Annotated in this window: 22 protein-coding genes and 1 riboswitch; of the genes, 4 read left to right on the top strand and 18 right to left on the bottom strand. The window is 45.6% G+C overall.

All coding sequences use genetic code 11. The features are described 5' to 3' along the window. Window positions 1–88: 88 nt before the first annotated feature. From malZ to yfbV, 5 genes are all read right to left on the bottom strand, one after another. Window positions 89–1,915 carry a maltodextrin glucosidase gene (gene malZ, locus DYB02_RS12295; protein ID WP_029805859.1) on the bottom strand — a complete coding sequence of 609 codons (1,827 nt, stop codon included), beginning with the start codon at window positions 1,913–1,915 and terminating at the stop codon, window positions 89–91. A gap of 174 nt (window positions 1,916–2,089) precedes the next feature. Next, a complete protein-coding gene (locus DYB02_RS12300) occupies window positions 2,090–2,884 on the bottom strand; it encodes an ABC transporter ATP-binding protein (RefSeq protein ID WP_029805861.1) in 795 nt (264 codons plus the stop codon). Continuing rightward, window positions 2,881–3,816, bottom strand: a complete 936-nt coding sequence (locus DYB02_RS12305; RefSeq protein WP_005461508.1) for an ABC transporter permease — start codon at window positions 3,814–3,816, stop codon at window positions 2,881–2,883. The genes DYB02_RS12300 and DYB02_RS12305 overlap by 4 nt, the downstream gene beginning before the upstream one ends. A gap of 190 nt (window positions 3,817–4,006) precedes the next feature. After that, window positions 4,007–4,972: an ABC transporter substrate-binding protein gene (locus DYB02_RS12310; RefSeq protein ID WP_005461481.1), complete on the bottom strand. Its 966-nt coding sequence runs from the start codon at window positions 4,970–4,972 to the stop codon at window positions 4,007–4,009. A 365-nt stretch (window positions 4,973–5,337) separates the two neighbouring features. Further along, a complete protein-coding gene (gene yfbV / locus DYB02_RS12315) occupies window positions 5,338–5,790 on the bottom strand; it encodes a terminus macrodomain insulation protein YfbV (RefSeq protein WP_005461479.1) in 453 nt (150 codons plus the stop codon). Between the two features lie 345 nt (window positions 5,791–6,135). Between yfbV and DYB02_RS12320 the strand changes: the two genes are divergently transcribed. Both DYB02_RS12320 and pta read left to right on the top strand, forming a co-directional pair. After that, complete coding sequence (locus DYB02_RS12320) at window positions 6,136–7,332, top strand: acetate kinase (RefSeq protein ID WP_005461478.1); 1,197 nt, start codon at window positions 6,136–6,138, stop codon at window positions 7,330–7,332. Window positions 7,333–7,467: 135 nt separating this feature from the next. After that, window positions 7,468–9,612: a phosphate acetyltransferase gene (gene pta, locus DYB02_RS12325; RefSeq protein WP_005461502.1), complete on the top strand. Its 2,145-nt coding sequence runs from the start codon at window positions 7,468–7,470 to the stop codon at window positions 9,610–9,612. 90 nt (window positions 9,613–9,702) lie between these two features. Here pta and DYB02_RS12330 read toward each other — a convergent pair whose 3' ends face one another. Then, window positions 9,703–10,977: an MgtC/SapB family protein gene (locus DYB02_RS12330; RefSeq protein ID WP_029804903.1), complete on the bottom strand. Its 1,275-nt coding sequence runs from the start codon at window positions 10,975–10,977 to the stop codon at window positions 9,703–9,705. Window positions 10,978–11,262: 285 nt separating this feature from the next. On the opposite strand from DYB02_RS12330, the gene DYB02_RS12335 reads away from it, so the two are divergent. Beyond that, a complete protein-coding gene (locus DYB02_RS12335; RefSeq protein ID WP_017447836.1) occupies window positions 11,263–11,685 on the top strand; it encodes a DUF7282 domain-containing protein in 423 nt (140 codons plus the stop codon). Between the two features lie 114 nt (window positions 11,686–11,799). Here the strand turns inward: DYB02_RS12335 and DYB02_RS12340 are convergent, their stop codons facing one another. The 11 genes from DYB02_RS12340 to moaA all read right to left on the bottom strand — a co-directional run bounded on the left by DYB02_RS12340 (window position 11,800) and on the right by moaA (window position 21,973). Further along, window positions 11,800–12,747, bottom strand: a complete 948-nt coding sequence (locus DYB02_RS12340) for a glutathione S-transferase family protein (protein ID WP_005494511.1) — start codon at window positions 12,745–12,747, stop codon at window positions 11,800–11,802. 212 nt (window positions 12,748–12,959) lie between these two features. Continuing rightward, the gene (gene oppF, locus DYB02_RS12345) at window positions 12,960–13,952 is read right to left on the bottom strand and encodes a murein tripeptide/oligopeptide ABC transporter ATP binding protein OppF (protein ID WP_017447834.1); all 993 of its coding nucleotides are present in this window, start codon (window positions 13,950–13,952) and stop codon (window positions 12,960–12,962) included. Further along, window positions 13,949–14,920, bottom strand: coding sequence for an ABC transporter ATP-binding protein (locus tag DYB02_RS12350; RefSeq protein WP_029804902.1), 972 nt, complete (start codon window positions 14,918–14,920; stop codon window positions 13,949–13,951). The genes oppF and DYB02_RS12350 overlap by 4 nt, the downstream gene beginning before the upstream one ends. A gap of 27 nt (window positions 14,921–14,947) precedes the next feature. Further along, the gene (oppC, locus tag DYB02_RS12355; protein ID WP_005482423.1) at window positions 14,948–15,850 is read right to left on the bottom strand and encodes an oligopeptide ABC transporter permease OppC; all 903 of its coding nucleotides are present in this window, start codon (window positions 15,848–15,850) and stop codon (window positions 14,948–14,950) included. A gap of 15 nt (window positions 15,851–15,865) precedes the next feature. After that, entirely contained in the window at window positions 15,866–16,786 is a 921-nt protein-coding gene (gene oppB / locus DYB02_RS12360; RefSeq protein WP_005461536.1) for an oligopeptide ABC transporter permease OppB, read from the bottom strand. Between the two features lie 132 nt (window positions 16,787–16,918). Continuing rightward, the gene (locus DYB02_RS12365; RefSeq protein ID WP_029804900.1) at window positions 16,919–18,592 is read right to left on the bottom strand and encodes an ABC transporter substrate-binding protein; all 1,674 of its coding nucleotides are present in this window, start codon (window positions 18,590–18,592) and stop codon (window positions 16,919–16,921) included. Window positions 18,593–19,152: 560 nt separating this feature from the next. Beyond that, window positions 19,153–19,608 carry a molybdopterin synthase catalytic subunit MoaE gene (gene moaE, locus DYB02_RS12370; protein WP_005461480.1) on the bottom strand — a complete coding sequence of 152 codons (456 nt, stop codon included), beginning with the start codon at window positions 19,606–19,608 and terminating at the stop codon, window positions 19,153–19,155. A gap of 1 nt (window position 19,609) precedes the next feature. After that, window positions 19,610–19,867: a molybdopterin synthase sulfur carrier subunit gene (gene moaD, locus DYB02_RS12375; protein ID WP_005461535.1), complete on the bottom strand. Its 258-nt coding sequence runs from the start codon at window positions 19,865–19,867 to the stop codon at window positions 19,610–19,612. Then, the gene (moaC, locus tag DYB02_RS12380) at window positions 19,864–20,343 is read right to left on the bottom strand and encodes a cyclic pyranopterin monophosphate synthase MoaC (protein ID WP_005461493.1); all 480 of its coding nucleotides are present in this window, start codon (window positions 20,341–20,343) and stop codon (window positions 19,864–19,866) included. Before moaC ends, moaD begins: the two co-directional genes overlap by 4 nt. A 26-nt stretch (window positions 20,344–20,369) precedes the next feature. Next, window positions 20,370–20,882, bottom strand: coding sequence for a molybdenum cofactor biosynthesis protein B (moaB, locus tag DYB02_RS12385; RefSeq protein WP_005482393.1), 513 nt, complete (start codon window positions 20,880–20,882; stop codon window positions 20,370–20,372). Between the two features lie 101 nt (window positions 20,883–20,983). Then, window positions 20,984–21,973, bottom strand: a complete 990-nt coding sequence (gene moaA, locus DYB02_RS12390) for a GTP 3',8-cyclase MoaA (protein WP_029804899.1) — start codon at window positions 21,971–21,973, stop codon at window positions 20,984–20,986. Further along, window positions 21,962–22,095, bottom strand: a riboswitch (molybdenum cofactor riboswitch). Its footprint overlaps the gene before it by 12 nt. A gap of 173 nt (window positions 22,096–22,268) precedes the next feature. Between moaA and DYB02_RS12395 the strand changes: the two genes are divergently transcribed. Then, a complete protein-coding gene (locus DYB02_RS12395) occupies window positions 22,269–23,162 on the top strand; it encodes a YvcK family protein (protein ID WP_005494500.1) in 894 nt (297 codons plus the stop codon). Between the two features lie 76 nt (window positions 23,163–23,238). Here the strand turns inward: DYB02_RS12395 and luxU are convergent, their stop codons facing one another. After that, window positions 23,239–23,577: a quorum-sensing phosphorelay protein LuxU gene (gene luxU, locus DYB02_RS12400; protein WP_025500803.1), complete on the bottom strand. Its 339-nt coding sequence runs from the start codon at window positions 23,575–23,577 to the stop codon at window positions 23,239–23,241. Window positions 23,578–23,579: the final 2 nt, after the last annotated feature.

Raw genomic sequence — 23,579 nt, forward strand, 5'->3', positions numbered from 1 at the left:
TTCGCCTCTCATATGCATCGGCTTAAAGAGGCTGTTTATAGTTATTAATGAACATATTCACAAATTTTAATAAATATAGAATGCGGTGTCACTTCACTTGCCACAAATTGATACTTAATGCTGCCATATTGACAGAAACATGACCTTCATAATCAATTATTTCACACTTATCTAATAATTGATGCAAGTGTTTCGCATTCAAGCCTAACTGCCACAATGGTAGGTCAATCGTGCTTTCTTGTAGACCAATATTGACTGCAACAATGATCGTCTCTTCACCAAGCTGTCTTGCATAAGCTAATGCCCTTTCGTCACAATACAGCCATTGCATGCTGCCAGATTGTAGAGCTTTGAACTGTTTGCGAATTTCAATCCACTGTTGGTACAGTTGGAGCCAAGGCGAACCCTGAACTAAATGCCAAGGGAAACAACGTCTGTTATCCGGGTCAAAGCTTCCCTCAAGACCGACTTCACTACCATAATAAATGCATGGTGCGCCGACATAAGTCATGAGTAAGGCCAACGCGATTTGCATTTTTTTCTCATCCCCATTCACCAAGGTGAGAAAACGCGCCGTGTCATGGCTATCAAGTTGATTGAGTTGTGAGAGCTGATTGGCAAAAGGAACTTTTGCTCTGGATTCATCCAACCACGCTTTGAACTCAAAACCATTTATATCGATTGGGTCGTACGTGATGTCTTGATGCGCGATAAACGCTCGAACAGGGTGGGCAAAACCGTAGTAGTTCATCGCGCCGTCTTCTTGCTCCCCTTGCAGCCATTGAGTCGCTTCAAAAAAATGCTCACCTAACACATAAGCATTCGGATTAACGGATTTGGTCGCTTGGCGAAATGCTTTCACGTAGTGAGCGTTGTTTTTCGCCCCCTCCCCTTCTCCTAGCATATGAATGACATCAAAACGCCAGCCATCCACGGAATATGGCGGCTTCAGCCAATGTTTGATAACCGACGCCTCACCTTGGTAGATATATTCTCTGACTTCGTGATTCTCAAAATTCAATACCGGCAGATTGTCGATACCTTTCCAGCCAATATAGTGATTACTCTCCCCATCAAAGAAGTAATAGTCGCGAAAATCGGATTTAGGATTCCCGTACGCGCCTTTCCCTTTCTGCTGAATATCAAACCAAGGGTGATGCACAGAAGTATGGTTAAAGACCGCATCCAATACGATCTTCATGTTTTTGCTGCGGATTTTTTCGCACAATGACGCAAAATGCTCGTTGGTGCCGAGCATAGGATCAATCGTGAAATAATCCGTGGTGTCGTACTTATGGTTACTTGGCGAGGAAAAAATCGGATTGAAGTACAGTGCGGTCACACCCAATTGTTCAAGGTATCCAAGCTTTTGCTCAACGCCTTTTAGATCACCACCGAAGAACTCACGTGCCCCAGAGTTTTGGTGATTCCCTACTGGTTCTCCCCACGTTTTAATCACAGCATTAGGATCGTACTCGCAGTACGCTTCACGAATCGCAGACTCACTTTGACTCGCGGCAAAACGATCAGGAAAAATCTGATAGAAAACTTGTTCTTGAACCCACTTTGGCGGTTGATAGTTTACATTCAATTTGAAATGAAATTCTCTGGGCGGAATACGTTTTTGCACGCCACGTGCGTCTAGCCAATATTGCTGACCGTTTCTAACGACTTTAAATACATAGTGGGTGATGTCTCGATCTCTATTCGGCTCGAACGATACTTCCCACAGCAGTAACTCTCCAACTCTGCCGCATTGCACCATGGCGACAAGGTATTCTTCGTTGTCTGGCTCAATACGCGCATAAACAGCATCAAATGTTAACGCTTCTGTTTTTAGACAGACCTTCACGCGTTTACCATCGAAGGCTAAACCATCAACCGTCTGGCTATGAAAGAGAAATGGCAAAGACATAATAAGCACTCTTTAATAGGTGGATATGCCACTATTTTATTAAAGAATGAGAGATAAAAAATCCTCCTTGGAAATTCGGTGTTTTACCTATTTTCTCAAGGAGGATCACACTTGGTAGGCGTAGTCGCGGCTCTGACTATGTCGAAGAAACGCGTAACGAATCAGACATGCTATTTAATTGAGTAATAAACTGTCATCCGAAAGTTCTTCGCCTCGAACTTTAGAAAACATGTCTAGTAGATCAGGCACTTGCATATTGGCACGCTGCTCTCCAGCGACATCCAGAACGATTTCACCTTGGTGGAGCATGACAGTTCTGTCGCCACAAGCGAGCGCGTCTTTCATCGAGTGCGTTACCATCATCACCGTCAAATCAAACTCATTGACGATACGCTTGGTTAAATCGATGACAAAAGCCGCCATACGCGGGTCAAGCGCGGCCGTATGTTCATCAAGCAGCAATAACTTACTCTCCGATAACGTCGCCATCACCAGGCTCACGGCTTGTCGTTGTCCACCAGACAACAAACCAATACTGTCACCCAATCGGTCTTCCAAACCTAAACCCAAAATACTGATGCGTTCTTGGAACAACTTGCGACGTTTGGCAGACAGCGCCAGCCCCCAGCCACGTTTTTTACCTCGCATGTACGCTAGAGCCATGTTTTCTTCAATGGTTAGCTCACCACACGTTCCTGCTAACGGGTCCTGAAACACTCGTGCACATTGAGTAGCGCGCTGGGCAACCGTCTGCTTGGTGACGTCTTTGCCATCAATGATCACTTGACCACCAATCATTGGTGTCTCACCCGTCACCGCTCCGAGCAATGTCGATTTACCCGCACCGTTAGACCCGATTACGGTTAGAAATTGGTGCTCTGGTACTTCTAACGATACCCCTTTCAACGCGCGATTTTCCAAAATCGTACAAGGGTTGAACGTCACTTGGATGTTGTTGAGTTCAATCATAACGCCTCCCCAGAACCATTTTTAGATGCCGCTTGTTTCGCAGTCGTTACGCGTTGTTTGGCTTTCATACTTTGCTTGAGCTTAGGTGCAATGAGCGCTACCGCAACCAATACTGCGGTCACGAGATTGAGATCTGAGGCCTGAAGGCCAAACATGCCAGAACTCAACGCAAAAGCGACGGCTAGTCGATACAACACCGAGCCCAAAATAACGGCGCAAACGGCAACCCAAATTTTGCGACCGGGAATGAGTGTTTGGCCCAAAATAACCGCCGCTAAGCCGACCACGATGGTACCAACGCCTGATGTTACGTCAGCAAAACTGTTGGTTTGCGCAAATAGCGCACCAGCGAAGCCAACAAACCCGTTCGACAGCGCCAAACAAAAGTAGGTGTAGAACCCTGTGCTTGCGCCTTGCGCAGACACCATTCGGCCATTCACACCCGTCGCTCGAAGGCCCAAGCCGAAATCGCTATTTAGCAATCGCACTACCAAAAAGGCAGAGATGAGAACCAGTACGCCTACGACTAACGGACGAATAAACATCGCATCGCCCATCGATTCAAAAGGAGTGAGAATGGTGTCTTCACCCAAAAGAGCCATATTGGGTTTGCCCATGATGCGAATGTTGATAGAAAACGCGGCAATCATAGTGAGGATGGACGCTAAGAGATGCAAAATTCCACAGCGTACAGCGAGAAATGCGGTGACCCAACCAGTCATGCCACCAGCAATAATCGCCATACCGGTTGCAATCCAAGGGTTGATGCCTGCAACGATAGCTGTCGCAGCAACCGCGGCTCCCATAGGGAAACTACCATCAACACTTAAGTCAGGAAAATCAAGAACACGAAACGTAAGATAGACGCCCAAAGCAACCAAGCCATAAATCAAGCCGATCTCAAGCGCGCCAAAAAAAGCAAATGCAGACATAACTACTCCTTTCTGCATGTTCAGATCGCTAGCAGCGATCTGACGTTACAACTTTCAACTTAGGTCGAGGTAAAGAGAGCAATCCGCTCAGAAAAAACTTTGCTCTCATAAACTTACGATTTACGAGCCCATTTTTCATGCTGAGACAAATGGGCTTGAGAGAAAGAGTCCTTACCTCAAGATAAGTGATTTACTGCATGCTAGTCGCACGTTGAACAACAGAACTCGGCAGTTGGATGCCCAACTTAGAAGCGGCGCTCTCATTGATGACCAAATCCGAACCCGTTGCGACTTTTACATCCAACTTTCCTGGCTCTTGACCATCAAGTATGGCTGCTACGTAATCTGCCGTTTGCACACCGACTTGGTAGTAGTCAAAACCAAGGCCAGCAATCGCACCTTTTTCAACATAAGATGTTGCACCGCCAAAGACTGGCTTTTTCGCTTGGTTCGCCGCGACAATCATGCCTTCGATCGCACTCGCTACAGTGTTATCCGTAGGCGCGTAAAGGATGTCTGATTTTGCTGCGATGGCTTGCGTAGCAGATTGAACATCGGCACTTTTCAAAGCAGTGGCTTCCACCACTTTAATGCCTTTCGCCTCTGCACTTTCTTTTAGAAGATTAACCAGCGTCACCGCATTCGCCTCGCCAGGGTTGAAGACGACACCAATGCTTTTGACTTGAGGAAGGATTTCTTGAATGAGCTCAACGTGCTGAGCCACTGGAGACAGGTCTGATAAACCTGTTACGTTTTTGCCCGGCTGCTTCATAGATTTAACTAACTTGGCTCCTACCGGGTCAGTCACCGCAGTAAACACAACAGGAATCGTACGAGTCGCAGAAACCAGTGCCTGCGCTGACGGCGTTGCAATACCGACTAGCACGTCTGGGCTCTCTCCCACGTATTGACGCGCAATTTGTACCGCAATTGCAGGGTTACCTTGTGCTGTTTTATAGTCGAATTCTAGGTTTTTACCCTCTTCATACCCTTTTGCTTTCAATCCATCTAGCAAACCTTGGCGAGTGGCATCCAAAGCTGGATGCTCAACGATCTGAGAAACCGCAACTGTTGCGGTATTAGCAAATACATGGGTGGAAGAAAGAATAGCAGTAGCGGATAGAACGGCAGTGGCTAATAAACGTTTCGTTTTCATCATAACTCCTTGATGTGTCTTCGTCCTTGTTTCACGAGCTTCAGCAATATGTGGGTACTCATGAGATCAAATGTGAGAAGGCGTGATGTTGTGTTTGCGTATCTGTGCACTTCTTGTGCATCTTATTTTTATTATTACTACTAAGTCTTAGTAAAGAAAAGAAACATTTAACACTAAGGCAACATTTGTGATCGCAAGATCGCATTCTATTACGCAACAATGTAATGCACTCAAACGTAGCTAGAGGATGGTTGCGGGCTAAAGGCTTAGCCCCACTGCGCATACTGCGCGATGAATATATAGACAAAACAAAAATGGAGTGGCAATCGCACACTCCATTTAAAAATTGTTGAACGCTAAATGAATTAGAACCAGCGCTCTAGTGAGGACTTATCAAGCTGGCGGAAAGCACGATTCAAAATTATTGCGAGCTCTTTATAACGAGGTCGCGCTTTAACTGGTTCTAAGGCAAAGCCTGTTTCCACGATTTTTTGATGAAGTTCGCGATACCAAGAAGCCAATGATGGCGGCAATTTGGTGTTTGAGCGAGCACCGAGCCACCAGATACCTTGCAAAGGCAAGCTTATAGCAAACAAGGCTACGACGATAGATTGAGGTAACGCGTTGTAATTGTTGAACGCCATTTGAGTGAGAACACTGATAGCAGCGACAGCTGGCATGACTTTAATGCCAAAACGAGTCGCTTTGATAATACGTTGCTCAGGAAATATGGCACCCAGCTCTTTACGAACCGGCCAGATCTCCATGTAACTTTGGCCATCTTTCAGGCTATGGATCAATCCGACTTTATTACTCATACCGCTCTCTCACTAAAAAATAGTTGAACATTTCAACTGAAGGTGCAAAAAATTGATGAAAGTTAATATTCTTTCAAATTTTTTTTGTTATCATTGCCTATTATCGCTATCCTTTGCAGACCCTCAATCTCATTGTTGCTGTTATTTACAATTTAAGCAACTCCGAGATATCTATCTGCACGGATCGCATCATAGTGATGGATGGGTTCATCACTATTTCTTTATATGGAATTAGAACGATTTTTGACCAAGATTAGTACGCAGCATTGCTGGTATCGGCTATTCTTGTGATTAATTTTTCATCCTTTAACTGATTTTGATCAGACGAATAACAGGTAGTCACACATGTCTAAGCTAGTTTTAGTTTTAAACTGCGGTAGTTCTTCTCTTAAATTTGCTGTTGTTGATGCCGAGAACGGCGAAGAGCATCTATCAGGTCTTGCTGAATGTCTTCACCTTCCTGAAGCACGTATCAAGTGGAAACTTGATGGCAAACACGAAGCTCAACTTGGTAACGGTGCAGCACACGAAGAAGCACTAGCGTTCATGGTAGAAACTATTCTTGCTTCTAAGCCAGAGCTTTCTGAGAACCTAGCTGCTATCGGTCACCGTGTAGTACACGGCGGCGAGCAATTCACTCAGTCTGCACTTATCACTGACGACGTACTAAAAGGTATCGAAGACTGTGCAACTCTAGCACCACTTCACAACCCTGCACACATCATCGGTATCAAAGCAGCTCAAAAATCTTTCCCAGCACTTAAAAACGTTGCTGTGTTCGATACTGCTTTCCACCAAACAATGCCTGAAGAGTCTTACCTATACGCTCTTCCATACAACCTATACAAAGAGCACGGTATCCGTCGTTACGGCATGCACGGTACTTCACACCTATTCATCACTCGTGAAGTTGCAGGCCTACTAAACAAACCAGTTGAAGAAGTAAACATCATCAACTGTCACCTAGGTAACGGTGCTTCTGTATGTGCAGTTAAGAACGGTCAATCTGTAGATACTTCAATGGGTCTAACGCCACTTGAAGGTCTAGTAATGGGTACTCGTTGTGGTGACATCGACCCTGCGATCATCTTCCACCTACACGACACTCTTGGTTACTCAGTTGAGAAAATCAACACAATGCTAACTAAAGAGTCTGGCCTTCAAGGTCTAACTGAAGTGACTTCTGACTGTCGTTTCGTTGAAGACAACTACGGTGAGAAAGAAGAAGCAACTCGTGCAATGGACGTGTTCTGTCACCGTCTAGCTAAGTACGTTGCTGGTTACACTGCAACTCTAGATGGTCGTCTAGACGCAATCACTTTCACTGGCGGCATCGGCGAAAACTCTGCACCTATCCGTGAAATGGTTCTAAACCGTCTAGGTATCTTCGGTATCGAAGTAGACAGCGAAGCTAACCTTAAAGCTCGTTTCGGCGGCGAAGGCGTTATCACTACTGAAAACAGCCGTATCCCTGCAATGGTTATCTCTACTAACGAAGAGCTAGTTATTGCTGAAGACACTGCACGTCTAGCAGGTCTTTAATTGAATTTTCTGGCTAGCCACTCGGCTAGCCAGATTTTCATCCAACGAATTTCTTAGGGGCTCAACTCCTATTCTTCGAGCGTCATGGAATAAGAGTTGAGCTTTTATCCCCCAATAGCTAAAGGTACTCTACGAATGTCTCGTACTATTATGCTTATCCCTGCAAGTGCTGGTGTTGGTCTAACTAGCGTAAGCATGGGTGTTCTTCGCGCAATGGAGCGCAAAGGCGTTAAGGTTTCTTTCTACAAACCAATTTCTCAACCACGTTCTGGTGGTGATCAACCTGATCTGACTTCTACTATCGTTGGCCACAACAGCGATATGAAGATCGGTGAACCTATGGCGATGTCTGTTGCTGAGAGCCTAATCGGTAACGACAACATGGACGAGCTACTAGAAACTGTTGTTGAGCGTTACAACCAAATCAATAAAGATGCGGATGTAACACTTATCGAAGGTCTAGTACCAACTCGTAAGCACCCATTCGCTAACCAAGTGAACGCTGAAATCGCAGCAACACTTGGCGCAGAAATTGTTCTAGTGGCTACTCCAGGCACTGATAACCCAGCTCAACTTAAAGAGCGCATCGAAGTAGCATGTTCTAACTTCGGCGGTACTAAGAACAAAAACATCTCTGGCGTTATCATCAACAAGCTAAACGCACCTGTTGACGAAGCTGGCCGTACTCGCCCTGACCTATCTGAAATCTTTGACGATGCAGATAGCGCGAAGCAAAACGAAATGAAAGTGATGGAAATCTTCAACACTTCTCCAATTCGTGTACTAGGTTGCGTGCCATGGAGCATCGATCTTATTGCTACTCGTGCAATCGACATGGCGAAGCACCTGAAAGCAGATATCATCAACGAAGGTGACATCAACACTCGTCGCATCAAGAGCATCACGTTCTGTGCACGTTCTCTGCCAAACATGATTGAGCACTTCAAACCAGGTTCTCTACTTGTTACTTCTGCAGACCGTCCAGACGTAATCGTTGCAGCTTCTCTAGCGGCAATGAACGGCGTTGATATCGGTGCTGTACTGCTAACTGGCGGTTACGACATCCCACGTGAGATCGAAGGTCTATGTAAGCCAGCATTCGAAACTGGTCTACCTATCTTCAAAGCACAAGGTAACACTTGGCAGACTTCTCTAAACCTACAGAGCTTCAGCATTGAAGTACCTGCAGACGACAAAGAGCGTATCGAGTTCATTAACGAGCACGTTGCTGGTCACATCGACGGTAACTGGATCGAGTCAATGACGGAAGGTACTCAAAAATCTCGTCGTCTAAGCCCACCAGCATTCCGTTACCAGTTAACCGAACTTGCTCGTAAAGCAGGTAAGCGCATCGTTCTTCCTGAAGGTGATGAGCCACGTACAGTGAAAGCAGCGGCTATCTGTGCAGAGCGCGGCATTGCAGAATGTGTGCTTCTAGGTAACCCAGCAGAAATCAAACGCGTTGCAGCGCAGCAAGGTGTTGAGCTAGGTGCTGGCGTTCAAATCATCGATGCTGATGCTATCCGCGAAAACTACGTTGCTCGTCTGGTTGAGCTACGTGGCGCGAAAGGTATGACTGAAGTTGTAGCTCGTGAGAAACTACAAGATTCAGTATTCCTTGGCACAATGATGCTTGAGAACAACGAAGTTGACGGCCTAGTTTCTGGTGCTGTTCACACTACGGCGAACACTATCGTTCCTCCGTTCCAAATCATCAAGACTGCACCAAACGCGTCTATCGTATCTTCAGTATTCTTCATGCTTCTGCCTGATCAAGTACTAGTATACGGTGACTGTGCAATCAACCCAGATCCAACAGCTGAACAGCTTGCTGAAATCGCTATCCAATCTGCTGACTCTGCAGCAGCATTCGGTATCGAACCACGCGTTGCAATGATCTCTTACTCTACTGGTGAATCTGGTAAGGGTGCAGACGTTGATAAAGTACGTGAAGCAACAAAACTGGCTCAAGAGAAACGTCCTGATCTTATCATCGACGGTCCTCTACAGTACGACGCTGCGATCATGGAAAACGTTGCTGCTTCTAAAGCACCAAACTCTCCAGTTGCAGGTAAAGCGACAGTATTCGTATTCCCAGACCTAAACACTGGTAACACGACTTACAAAGCGGTACAACGTTCAGCAGACCTAGTATCTATCGGTCCAATGCTGCAAGGTATGCGCAAGCCAGTAAACGACTTGTCTCGTGGCGCGCTAGTAGACGATATCGTGTACACCATCGCTCTAACAGCAATCCAAGCAACTCAAGAACAGAAGTAATTCTTTTCTTTGCTTGAATGAATAGTCAAAGCCCTCGATTCGTCGAGGGCTTTTTTGTTGTTCAAGACATACGGTTTAGAAAACAGATACTCAATACAAGACAAAGAACATCAGTGCCCCAACGGCAACACATCCCACCATCACAGGCGTGACCCTAAGCCATAATTTTTTGTCTCCTATCGCGACAACCATACTCATCTTAACAATGGTATTGACCGATGCTGCAATTAAGATACCCAACGCGGCGGTGGTTACGCTCAATATTTGGATGCTCTGACGACTGAGCGCCAAGGAAATCGCGTCTACATCCGTAATCCCTGAAAGGGCCGATAAAATTAAGACACCCGCATTACCGAACCACTCAGCTAGCGCATGTGACAGCAGCATAATCACAGCCAGCATCATCCCAAAAAACAGCGCCGATTGTAGTGCGAGTGGGTTGCTCTGTTTGTTCGATTGTTCGATCTGTTCCACTTCACTCCGCCGCCATATCCACCAAGCAGGCAAATACAGCGCCGCCATCATGGCCATCACAATCGGCCATAGTAACGAGACAAGTTGAGGATTAATCACAAACAGAATAATCAACAGCCGAGGAAACATGGTGCCGCAACTCAAGAGTATGCCACTGGCGAGCAATGGGCTGATATTGGCTTGCTCCCGAGAAAGATGGGAAAACTGCAGCGTTAACGCCGTCGAAGAACTTAAACCTGCAAAAATGGAGGTGAACAATATGCCACGTTTCGCCCCACCGATTTTGATTGCGAAATAGCCCACAAACGAAATACTGGCAATCAATACGACCATCCACCAAATCTCGTAAGGGTTAAGAGCGTTCCAAGGGCCATAGGGTTGATTTGGAAGAAGCGGCAATAACACGATGGAGATAATCAGCAACCGGAGCGCTGCATCCAGCTCGTATTCCTGTAATTTTTGCAACGCTTGGTGAAGTTCTCGTTTGTTGTCGAGCACCACTGCGGTAATCACAGCTGCAGATGCCGCAAGCACCGCTTCTCCCGACACCGCTAAACTGCCCAACACAAACGTCACCAACAAGCTAACCACGCCAGTAATACTGATATCGCGACTCTTCTTCTGCTGCATGACAAACGCGATACACGCCAATATCACCAACGCAATCAAGGCAAAACCAAGCAATAAAGGAGAATAGAGATCCGCAAGAATCGCGACAAGACCACCAAGTAACCCGACGAGAGAGAACGTACGAATACCAGCAACACGACTACCTTCAACACTATTTCGCATCACCCAGCCGCGCTGTGTCCCGATAATCGCACCCAATAGCAAGGCAATAAGCAGATTCCAGATAAGATGCTCGCCAGTCGCAAACTCGTTGATATCCATGCATCACCCCGTTAAAAAGCGGTTGTCATATCATTAGTTTATTTGAATATTGGTAAGAAGCTGTGACGACAAGAAGATAATCTGAAACTAGCCACCGTTCCTGCCTTACCTGTGGGTCTTGTCCTGGCCTTTAACTATCACCAGAGCTCAATAATACAGAACGATTTTCCCTCTCCCGTTCAATTTATCGGCATTATTTTCATATCATCTGAACTTTCTTACGAGAAACTACGTAACGAAGATGGAATGCAATTACGCAATCTCACACATAAGTAAGGAATACATATGAACAACTCCATCAACAACTCATTCCTAAAGTTTGGTTTAGCTGCATGTCTGTTCAGTTTTTCTGCGTTTAGTTTTTCCTCCCCAAGTATTGAAGGCGCAGATCAAGATATGTCCGCGGGCACGGTAACGGCAAAAATGGCTCATGCTGACGAAAACGGGTGGATGGTTGTACACCGAACAGACGAATCGATGAAGCCAGGCCCCGTGATCGGCTATGCTCCGCTTAAAATGGGACAAAATGAGAACGTGAATGCAATTTTGATGGAACCGGTTGAGTCTGGTGACATGCTGATGCTAATGGTCCACGGAGAAAAAGGTGGAATGAAAACGGGCGTATTTGAGTACTCACTCGGAGCCAAAGAAGATGGCCCAGTAAAGGTTGACGGTAAGTTGGTGATGGACATCGTCCGCGCTAAATAAGGCGAGCATATATTTAAAAATTGCCCCTACTGGTCCTAGTACTTAGCGTAAATAAAAGCCCTTAACAACGCAGTTCGTCGTTAAGGGCTTTTGTATTGGATGAACCGTTACAAACTAACCGATCATTTCTCTTTGGTGAGGAGAACTAAAGTCTAAATCAGGCCCTTTAGGCACCACTTGCGTTGGATTAATCCCTGTGTGACTGAAGTAATAATGGCGCTTAATATGATAGAAATCGGTGGTATCGGCGATACCGTCAATCTGATACAACTCTTTCAGATAACCCTGAATATTGACGTAATCGGCAATGCGTTGTTTATTACACTTGAAGTGCCCAACGTACACGGCATCAAAACGCACTAACGTGGTGAACAAACGCCAATCGGCTTCCGTAATTTTATTGCCTGCTAGATAGCGATGGGTCGCCAGATGGGCATCAATTTTATCTAAGGCCGAAAACAATGATTCAAAAGCCTCTTCATACGCTTCTTGTGAAGTAGCAAAACCGCAACGGTACACCCCATTATTCACGTTTGGATAGATGTAATCATTCCATTCATCAATCACACCGCGTAGTGGCTCGGGATAATAATCGTCATGATTGCCCGTGAGATCGTTAAATGCGGAGTTAAACATACGAATGATCTCTGACGATTCATTCGACACGATGGTGTTGGTCTTTTTGTCCCATAAAACTGGCACCGTAACACGCCCTGTGTAGTCGGGTTTCGCTTGAGTGTAGATTTGGTGCATACGTGTATGACCAAACAGCGGCTCGGGTAAACCCATTTGCCAACCTTGACTGAGCATATCAGGGCAAACAACCGTCACATCAATGTGTGGCTCTAGACCTTTCAACTTACGGAAGATAAGCGTTCGATGTGCCCAAGGACACGCGAGAGAAACGTACAAATGGTAACGGCCAGATTCTGGTTGGAATACCGCCTCTGAATCATTTTTAATCCAGTCACGAAATCCAGCGTCTTCACGAACGAACTTCCCGCCATTCGCTTTTGTGTCATACCACACATCGTGCCATACGCCTTCGACCAACTTACCCATGATTGCTCTCCTATTTCTTATGTCTCCCTTTATATTAGAGATTCATAAGAAACAGAAAATCATCACGCTTAGGACATCTTGTTCAAGAAATTCGAATGAGCATTGAAATTCATGTTCAAAGAAAATGAGCATAAAAAAAGCGCGACCCTAGTAAAAGGAATCGCGCTTAAGCCCGTCACAGGCTGAATTTACTTAACCTAACATTTGGTTGGTTACACGCTCACGTGAATACAAGAAACCGCGTGAATGTCTGTACCTTCAATCGTAGGTTTGGTTTTTGCACACTCTTCTGTCGCTTGAGGGCAACGAGTACGGAACACACAACCTGAAGGAGGATTGATTGGTGATGGCAGATCCCCTTCCAACATTTGGATGGTTTTATTGCGTTCTAACTCTGGGTCTGGGATTGGAACCGCCGACATCAGCGCACGCGTATAAGGGTGCTTAGGGTCTGCAAATAGCGCATCCGCTTCGCCTAACTCTACCGCGTTACCCAAATACATCACGAGAACACGATCAGAGATATGTTTCACCACTGACAAATCGTGCGCAATAAACACCAAAGAAAGTCCTAGCTCTTTTTGCAGCTCTTTCAGAAGGTTAACAACTTGAGCCTGAATCGATACGTCTAGCGCCGAAACTGGTTCGTCACAGATGATCATTTTTGGCTTAAGGATAAGTGCGCGTGCGATACCGATACGCTGACACTGACCACCTGAGAATTCATGCGGGTAACGGTTGATTACGTTTGGCAATAGACCAACTTTCGCCATCATCTCTTTAACGCGGTCTTTCACTTCTTGCTTAGACAGTTCTGGATAGAATGTTTCTAGCGGCTCAGCGATGATGTCGCCAACCGTCATACGCGGGTTAAGAGAAGCCAAAGGATCTTGGAAAATCATCTGGATTTCTTTACGTGTTTCACGGCGCTGTACATCTTTCATTTTTGTGAGGTCTTGGCCTAACCAAACCACTTCGCCATCGGTCGCTTCAACAAGTCCAATGATGGCACGTGCGAAGGTCGATTTACCACAACCTGACTCACCTACTACGCCAAGCGTTTCCCCTTCGTAGAGGCGCACATTTACGCCATCTACCGCTTTTAGGCTAGAAGGTTTTGACCAAGGCCACGCTGATTTCGATGCGATGCTGAAGTGAACTTTCAGATCAGATACATCCAGAATTAACTTTTTATCTGCGCTCATTTGTTCCAAGCCTCCCATTCAGAAAAACATGCACGCTGACGACCATCACCAAATGGCGTCAAGATTGGTGCTTCACGCTTACAGCGGTCCATCACACGATGACAACGCTCTTGGTAAGGGCAGCCCGGTGGTAGACGCAGTAAGTTTGGTGGATTGCCAGGAATGGTTGGCAGAATTTCGCCTTCTGTATCCAGACGAGGGATCGCCTTTAACAGACCTTCCGCATAAGGGTGGCTTGGGTTGTAGAAAATTTCGTTTACGTTGCCGTACTCCATCGTACGACCTGCGTACATCACAAGCACTTTGTCACATGAACCAGCAACAACACCTAGGTCGTGGGTGATCATAATGATTGCCGTGTTGAACTCGGATTTCAGCTCGTTCAACAAGTCCATGATCTGTGCCTGAACGGTTACGTCCAACGCGGTTGTTGGTTCATCAGCAATAAGCAGTTTAGGACGGCACAATAGCGCCATCGCAATCATTACACGCTGACGCATACCGCCTGAGAACTCGTGCGGATACATGGTAATACGCTTACGTGCTTCAGGGATTTTTACTGCTTCCAGCATGCGAACAGATTCTTCAAACGCTTCTGATTTTCCCATGCCTTTATGCAGCATCAACACTTCCATCAGTTGATCGCTCACTTTCATGTATGGGTTTAGCGAGGTCATCGGATCTTGGAAGATCATCGCGATCTGTTCTGCACGAACTTTGTTCAGCTCTTTTTCTGGAAGGTTAAGAATTTCTCGACCTTCAAATTTCGCACTGCCTGAGATCTTGCCGTTTTTCGCCAGTAGACCCATGATTGCGAATACAGTTTGTGATTTACCTGAACCAGATTCACCCACGATACCGAGAGTTTCGCCCTGCTTCAGAGAGAAGTTCAAATCGTTTACTGCGGTTACGATACCATCTTGGGTGGCAAATTCGACACGCAGATCTTTGACATCTAATAAGCTCATCATTGCTTCCTTAATCTTATCTTTTAATTATCTGTCTTTTGGATCCAGCGCGTCGCGCAGGCCGTCACCAACGTAGTTGAAGCAGAATAGAGTCACAACCATGAACGCCGCTGGGAATGCCAACTGCCAAATTGCTACTTCCATTGTCTGTGCACCTTCTTGTAGAAGTGCGCCCCAACTTGTCATTGGTTCCTGAACACCAAGACCAAGGAATGATAGGAATGATTCGGTCAGAATCATGCTCGGAATTAGAAGCGTAGAGTAAACCGCTACAATACCTAATACGTTCGGTACAATATGGCGAGTAATGATCTTCCAATTACTTACACCACAAACATGCGCCGCTTCGATGAACTCTTTACTACGTAGGCTGAGTGTCTGACCACGTACGATACGCGCCATATCCAGCCAGGCGATTGCACCAATCGCAACGAAGATAAGAATGATGTTACGGCCGAAGAAGGTAACAAGTACGATAACTAGGAACATGAACGGTACAGCGTACAAGATTTCTAGAATACGCATCATAATGCGGTCAACTTTACCGCCAATGAAGCCAGAAGCCGCACCGTAAAGTGTACCAATCAATACCGCTACGAATGCACCCATCACGCCAACCATTAGCGAGATACGGCCGCCGATTAGAGTACGTACGTACAAATCTCGGCCTAGACTGTCGGTACCAAACCAATGTTCAGAGTTTGGCGCAACGTGCATTGCATACCAGTCAGTATCGTCAAACGCGTAAGGAGCGATCATCGGCAGAACAATTACCGCCAACGTCATTAAAACAAGAATAAATAAGCTCACCATCGCCGCTTTGTTACGCATAAAGCGGATACGAGCATCTTGCCAAAGACTGCGACCTTCAATCTCTAAGTTCTCAGAGAATTTTTCAATCGCTTCTAGGTTTTCTTTTTTCGTCAACATAACCAAACTTCCCTGTTAGTAGCGAATTTTCGGGTCAATCATTGCAAGTAGAATATCTACAATCGCGTTGAATAAGATAAATAGGAAACCAATCAGAATGGTTACACCCATTACTAGCGAGTAGTCACGGTTAAATGCAGCGTTAACGAATAGCTTACCGATGCCCGGCAAACCAAAGATGGTTTCGATAACAACAGAACCCGTGATGATGCCTACGAAAGCAGGACCCATGTATGAAACAACAGGAAGAAGTGCTGGTTTAAGAGCATGTTTGATGATGATGTAACGGTAACTCAGACCTTTAGCACGAGCGGTGCGGATAAAGTTACTGTTTAGTGTCTCAATCATTGAACCGCGAGTAATACGGGCAAACGTTGCAACGTAAAGCAATGACATACCAATAACCGGCAACACTAAAAACTGCCAGCTACCATCTTGCCAACCACCCGCAGGGAAAATGTGCCAATGTAGAGAGAATAGGTAAATCAGAGCTGGTGCCAATACGAACGACGGCATAACCACACCAAGCATCGCGGTCGACATTATGGTGTAGTCAACCCACGTATTCTGCTTGAGAGCCGCTATCGTCCCGACCGTCACGCCCATGATCAACGTAAAGATGAAGGCGATAAAACCCACTTTCGCTGACACTGGCAGAGCAACGGCGATCAACTCGTTTACGGTGTAATCTAGGTATTTAAACGATGGACCAAAATCACCTTGCAGAACGTTGGTCAAATACGTTGTGTATTGCTCGAATACTGGCTTATCAAGGCCGTATTTCGCTTCAATGTTCGCCATAACTTCTGGCGGTAGTGGACGTTCTGTCGAGAAAGGGTTTCCCGGTGCAAAACGCATAAGAAAGAAAGATACGGTGATCAAAACCAACATTGTTGGGATCGCCTCAAATATCCTTTTTGCGATGAATTTAAGCATAAACTCACTCTTTCAGTCTGTGACAATTTAAATGAAAAAGAATAGTCCGATTTATTTTGGACTGAACATAGGCGCTACATGCAATTTCTCACATGCAGAGCCTAATTTTTATAGTTCTATCTGATTGAAGATTTACTCAGTGATGTAGAGATCTTTAGAGTAGATCTTTTCTTCCGCGTTGTTTGATGGGAAGCCACCCACTTTCGTAGATAGTAGACGTGATTTCACGTACTGGTAGATAGGTGCAATTGGCATATCCTTCGCCATTAGCTTCTCTGCTTCTAGGTAAAGCGCCTGACGCTCTTCGTTTGACGTAGAGCTGAACGCTTTATTCATAATTGCATCATATTCTTTGCTGTCGTAGTGAATACCACCAGTGGTGTTGTTGCTCATCATTAGAGTCAAGAATGACGAAGCTTCGTTGTAGTCACCACACCAACCAGCACGAGCAACTTCGAAGTTACCTGAGTCTTTTGTTGATAGGTATGTTTTCCACTCTTGGTTTTCTAGCGTTACGTCTAGACCAAGTGTTTTCTTCCACATAGAGCCTAGAGCAACCGCAATTTTCTTGTGGTTCTCAGACGTGTTGTAAAGAAGGTTAAACTTAAGTGGATTATCTGCACCGTAGCCTGCTTCTTCCAATAGACGAGCCGCTTCTGCGTTACGCTCTTCTTGCGTCATTTTGCCGTAAGCAGGAATTTCTGGGTTGAAACCTGCTGTGATTTCTGGCGTTAGGAAGTAAGCTGGTTTTTGACCTTGAGCTAAAATCGCATCAGTTACGATGTTACGGTCAATCGCGTAAGAGATAGCTTGGCGAACACGTACATCATCAAACGGAGCTTTCTTCGTGTTGAAGATGTAGTAGTAAGTACATAGGTTACCCGTCACAGATACTTCTTGTGGGTGCTCTTTCTTCAGACGCTTGAAGTGCTCTGTTGGCAGTTCGTTCGTGAAGTCGATTTCACCCGCTAGGAAGCGGTTCATTTCTGCAACTTGGTTTTCAATCGGTAGGAAAGTAACTTTCTCTAGTGTGGTGTTTTCGTTGTCCCAGTATTGCTCGTTACGCTTCAATACTAGACGCTCGTTCACAACCCAGTTGTCAACAACATAAGCACCGTTACCAACAAAGTTCTCTGGCTTCGTCCATTGCTCGCCGAACTTCTCTACTGTCGCTTGGTGAACAGGTTTCACTGTTGTGTGGCCCATCATCATCACGAAGTAAGGTACAGCTGTATCTAGCTCTACCACTAGAGTGTGGTCATCCACAGCTTTAACACCCAGCTCGCTCTTGTCTTTTTTGCCAGCAACGATGTCTTTCGCATTCTTCATCTTGGTGTATTCCATGTACCAAGCGTATGGAGAAGCCGTTGCAGGGTCGACAGCACGTTGGAAACTGTAAACGAAGTCACCTGCTGTTACAGGATCGCCGTTTGACCATTTCGCGTCTTTGCGTAGGTGGAAAGTGTATGTTTTGTTGTCTTCAGTTTCCCAAGACTCTGCAACACCTGGGATAGTGTTACCGTCTGCGTCTTGGTTTACTAGGCCTTCAAGTAGGTCGCGAATCACGTGAGATTCAGGAACACCTTGAGATTTGTGAGGGTCTATTGTCGCAACTTCTGTACCGTTACCACGCACCAATTCTTGAACTGCTGCTAGTTTCGGTTCTGAAGAATCAGTTTTTGCTTCTGGTGCAGGTGCCGGCTGAGCCGCCTGTTTTTCTTCTGGCTTATTGTCGCCACAACCCGCTAGGGCAAGAGAAAGACCAGCACCAATAAATAAAGCGCGCGTGATTTTATTCTTATACATGCGTAAAACTCCAAGTTTTTTCGTTAGCATCCATGACTTCTCTATAAGGGACTGGAACGGTCAGCGTTTTAGATTTTTTTAGTGCACTTTCTGAGCACAAAAGCCTAAAACCTTACAGAGACTGCGGCACACATTAGCAATCATTGAAGTAATTTGCCATAAAAATGTAGCAAAAAAACTAATAATTCTGTAATAACCGCACATATCTAGCAATAAACTCCAATACAAAAGCATTCACTAGTAAAATGAAGACTGTAACTGACATTTATCAGCCAAAACTTTCGATTACTCTGAATTTAAACTATTTGATAGCATCTTATGCTAGATATTTGCATATTATTTAACATTTGTGACAAACGAAGTCTAACAAATAATCGTTTATATATTGCTCGATATTTTTTATTGTGAACAATGTCACCGAGATAAAACACGGGTGTTTTCGAAGATAAGAATCGCAGTATTGAACCGTTTCAATATGGTTGAACAAATCGCGAAATACAAAAAAGCTAAGTGCGATTAACACTTAGCTTTTTATTTTTTGTCAAAACGAGTGGCTGGTTCTATTTTTCCCAGCGCTGCGCTGCTTGATGATCGGTGTCGCGCGATTCAATCCAACGATCTTCGTTAGTTGTGCGCTCTTTTTTCCAAAACGGTGCTTTGGTTTTCAGGTAGTCCATAATGAACTCGCACGCATCAAATGCCGCGCCGCGATGCGCACTAGAAACGCCCACAAATACAATTTGGTCGCCGCTGTCCATATCACCCACACGATGAATCACGCGCACGCCAAGCAGAGGCCAGCGAGCTTCAGCTTCATCACAAATATCGCTCAAGCTCTTTTCCGTCATGCCCGGATAATGCTCTAGGTGCAGGCCAATCACGTTGTCACCAAGGTTCATATCTCTGACTTTACCGATAAAGGTCACGACCGCACCAGCAGCAGTGCCTTCCGACAAGCGTTGATATTCTTGATCAACAGAAAAGTCTTCAACTTGTACAGAAACACGAGGATCCATCTTAGCCTCCCGTTACCGGTGGGAAAAACGCGACTTCGTCACCCGCTTTTACTTGTGTATCCAGTGGAACGATCGATTGGTTCACTGCAGCAAGCAGCTTGCCTGGCTCAAGCGCCAAATCCCACTTGCCTGCTTTTTCTGCGCCCGCTTCGACAAGATGTGCGCGAACGGCTTCGACCGTATCGAACTGGCCGTCCAAATCAACGCTGTCGATACCCACTAGCTCGCGGGTTTGAGCAAAGAAAAGTACTTTAATCATGATTCCGCCTTGAAATGTCCAGATTTGCCACCCGTCTTCTCTAATAGACGAACTTGACCAATGACCATGTCTTTTTGTACTGCTTTACACATATCGTAAATCGTTAGTGCAGCGACGGAAGCTGCAGTGAGCGCTTCCATTTCGACACCAGTTTTACCCGCAAGTTTACATACAGACTCGATGCGAACTTTGTTTTCTGCTTCGATAGCTTCCAGTTGAACTTCAACTTTAGAAAGCAGTAGCGGATGACAAAGTGGAATCAAATCCCATGTTTTCTTCGCTGCTTGAATACCAGCAATACGAGCCGTTGCGAACACATCACCTTTGTGGTGCTGGCCAGAGACAATCAGTTGCAAGGTTTCTGGAGCCATGTGTACAAATGCTTCAGCGCGAGCTTCACGCACGGTTTCTGCTTTTGCAGACACATCGACCATGTTCGCTTCGCCAGATGCATTAATGTGTGTAAATTGGGTCATTGTTTTTCCTTCGCTTTTAGGAAAGGTTATACAGATAGGTGTGGCATGAAGTTACAAGGGCGATGACTTGCATCCAACTGCTGTTTAATAATTTTTGTCCAGCCTGTACGACACGCACCCGTTGAACCTGGCATTGCGAAGATCACGGTGTGGTTAGCAAAACCTGCAATCGCACGAGACTGAATAGTAGACGTACCGATCTCTTCATACGACACCATACGGAACAACTCACCAAAGCCTTCAACTTCTTTATCAAATAGAGGCTTAAGTGCTTCTGGCGTGCTATCGCGTGAGGTAAAACCTGTACCGCCAGTGATCATGATCGCTTGGATGTTTTCATCGGCAATCCATTGAGAAACGATCGCGCGGATCTTGTACATGTCATCAATAACGATTTGTTTGTCTACTACGTTGTGACCCGCTTCTTGAGCGTGTTCAACAAGGTAACGACCAGAGGTATCGTTTTCTTCAGTACGTGTGTCAGATACCGTTAGAACGGCAATATTTGCAGGTTGAAATTTGCTTTCAGCGTGACCCATTTGTTCACCTATTCTCTAAATTAGCTTTGATACGCTTGGTATCGATTCGGAAAAAGTTAGAGCCAGCTTAGCACCAAGCTCTCTCTAAAAATTGAATAAAGTTAGCCGCCGATAGACGCAAGATGCGGCGTCATACCAGTATTGCCATCGTGTAAGAAGTGGCTTACGGACTTTGTTTGCAGCTGCGATTGGATACGTTCAATCAACTCATTTTCTTGGTCATCACGCTCCAACAAATCACGCAGTTCCACGCCATGTTCACCAAACAAACAAAGGTGCAGCTTACCCAGCGCAGAAACACGCAGACGGTTACAGCTTTCACAAAAGTCTTTTTCATAAGGCATGATAAGACCAATTTCACCTTTGTAATCTGGGTGAACAAACACCTGAGCGGGGCCATCATTGTGCGAACGCACTTTCAGTAACCAGCCGTTCGCAATCAGTTGATTACGAATCGCAACACCAGAAACATGATGCTTTGAAAATAGGTCATCCATCTCGCCCGTTTGCATTAGCTCAATAAAGCGCAATTGGATTGGACGATCTTTGATCCAGTTAAGAAATGCGGGTAGCTCGTGATGGTTCAGATCTTTCATCAACACCACATTAACTTTGACCTGCTCATAACCGACTTCGAACGCACGCTCGATACCATTCATGACTTCAGTGAACTTATTTTCACCAGTAATCTGATGGAACATTCGAGGGTCGAGGCTATCTACACTCACGTTGATGTTTGTTAAACCGGCTTCACGCCAGTCTGCAACTTGCTTCGCCATTCTGTAGCCGTTGGTCGTCGTCGCCACCTTTTTGATGCCTGGCGTCGTTGCGACAGAATGAATGATGTCAGGGAAATCTTTGCGCAAGCTTGGCTCACCGCCAGTAATGCGCACTTTTGACGTGCCACAATCAGCAAACGCTTTTACGACCCGTTTGATTTCAGGAAGAGATAAAAAAGACGAGTTTTTGTTGCCCGATGGTTTGTAACCATCAGGAAGGCAATAGGTACATTTGAAATTACATACGTCGGTCACAGACAGACGCAAGTAATAAAACTTACGATGAAATTTGTCTTCGAATTGTTGCGCCACGGAACACCTTTCCAAACACGGGAGGCATGGCCATTTCCAATCATGCCCTTGTGACAGTATGTCACTGGCTCAAAATGCTTATCCTCAGACTTAGCATAGTGAGCTCGGAGTTATGGCAACCAGAGGGATAACCCCTGATAGCTTTGCGGAGTAAAATACTTAATATTTGTAATGGAATCCAGACTTGAGTGATAAAAAACTCTCTAGAGACACAAATTACCGCTTAGTGAGTACCGTTAGGACACTCATTAAGTTAAATTGTAGCCGTTTTTTACAAGATTATTAGAAGAACGTAATGAATATCTATACGGATAAGAAAGTGGTCGCTGTTGGCGGTGGTCATGGCTTAGGTCGAATGTTAGCCGCTTTAAAAGACTTTGGCAGCAATGCTACGGGCATTGTTGCCACAACCGACAATGGTGGTTCAACTGGGCGTATTCGTCACTGCCAAGGTGGCATCGCTTGGGGAGACACCAGAAACTGCATCAACCAGCTAATCACTGAACCATCTATCAGTTCGATGATGTTCGAATACCGCTTTAAAGGTACGGGAGAGCTGGACGGCCACAACCTTGGCAATTTGATGCTAACAGCATTGGATAACTTGTCGGTTCGACCGCTGGATGCAATCAATCTGATCCGAAACATGCTTAAGGTTGATGTCAATATTCTGCCAATGTCAGAGCACCCTTCGGATTTGTCTGCGCTTTCAGTGAACGGTCAATGGGTCACAGGTGAAACCAATGTGGATGAGATGGAAACCGACTTACGTCGCTTAGATCTTTCACCAGAAGTTCCAGCCACTAAAGAAGCCGTTACTGCTCTGGCAGAAGCCGATGCAATCATTCTTGGCCCAGGCAGTTTCCTCACCAGTATTATGCCGCCACTGTTATTGCCTGAGCTGGGCAAAGCCATTGCAGCAAACCGAAAAGCGAAGGTGATATTCGTCGCTAACCTCAGCCCTGAATACGGCCCAGCAGGTCGAATGTCGATGGCGCAAAAGCTGGAATGGTGTGAACGTGCGTGCCAAGGACGAAGAATCGATGTCGTCCTTGCCGAAGAAACGGACCAGAAAGTGTTGGAACAATGGAACGTCGTTACCGAATCATTAGCCTCAACCAACCGAGATTGGCGTCACGACCGAGATAAGTTGAAAGCAGCGATAGAAAACCAACTACTCACTAAGTAGCCACTTGAGACTGCCAACGTTGATACGACAAAGCCCTTCCAATATGGAAGGGCTTTGTGTTTAAAAAGTAAAGACTTTATTGAGTCCAAGAGCGATACGCGTCGCGTGTTTCATTCAAGCGATCAAGCATAGTGTTAACCTCACTCCCCTGTTCAACTAAATCACCAGATTTGGCTTTTTTATCGATAGACATCGCTAACTCACACAAACTGTCGGCTCCGAAACTCGCAGCACTGCTTTTTAGCGCATGGCTGATCTCTTTCAAATACATTAAGCGCTCTGAACCTTCTAACTGCGACAAGTTGTCGATGTACGTATCCATCTCACCCAAAAAAATATCGAGCAAAACAGGCACGTTATCACTGCCGATTTCCATCGACAGTTCATCTATTTTTTGTTGATTCAATATCGTCATGC

The sequence above is a fragment of the Vibrio parahaemolyticus genome (assembly GCF_900460535.1).
GTDB classification, from domain to species: domain Bacteria; phylum Pseudomonadota; class Gammaproteobacteria; order Enterobacterales; family Vibrionaceae; genus Vibrio; species Vibrio parahaemolyticus.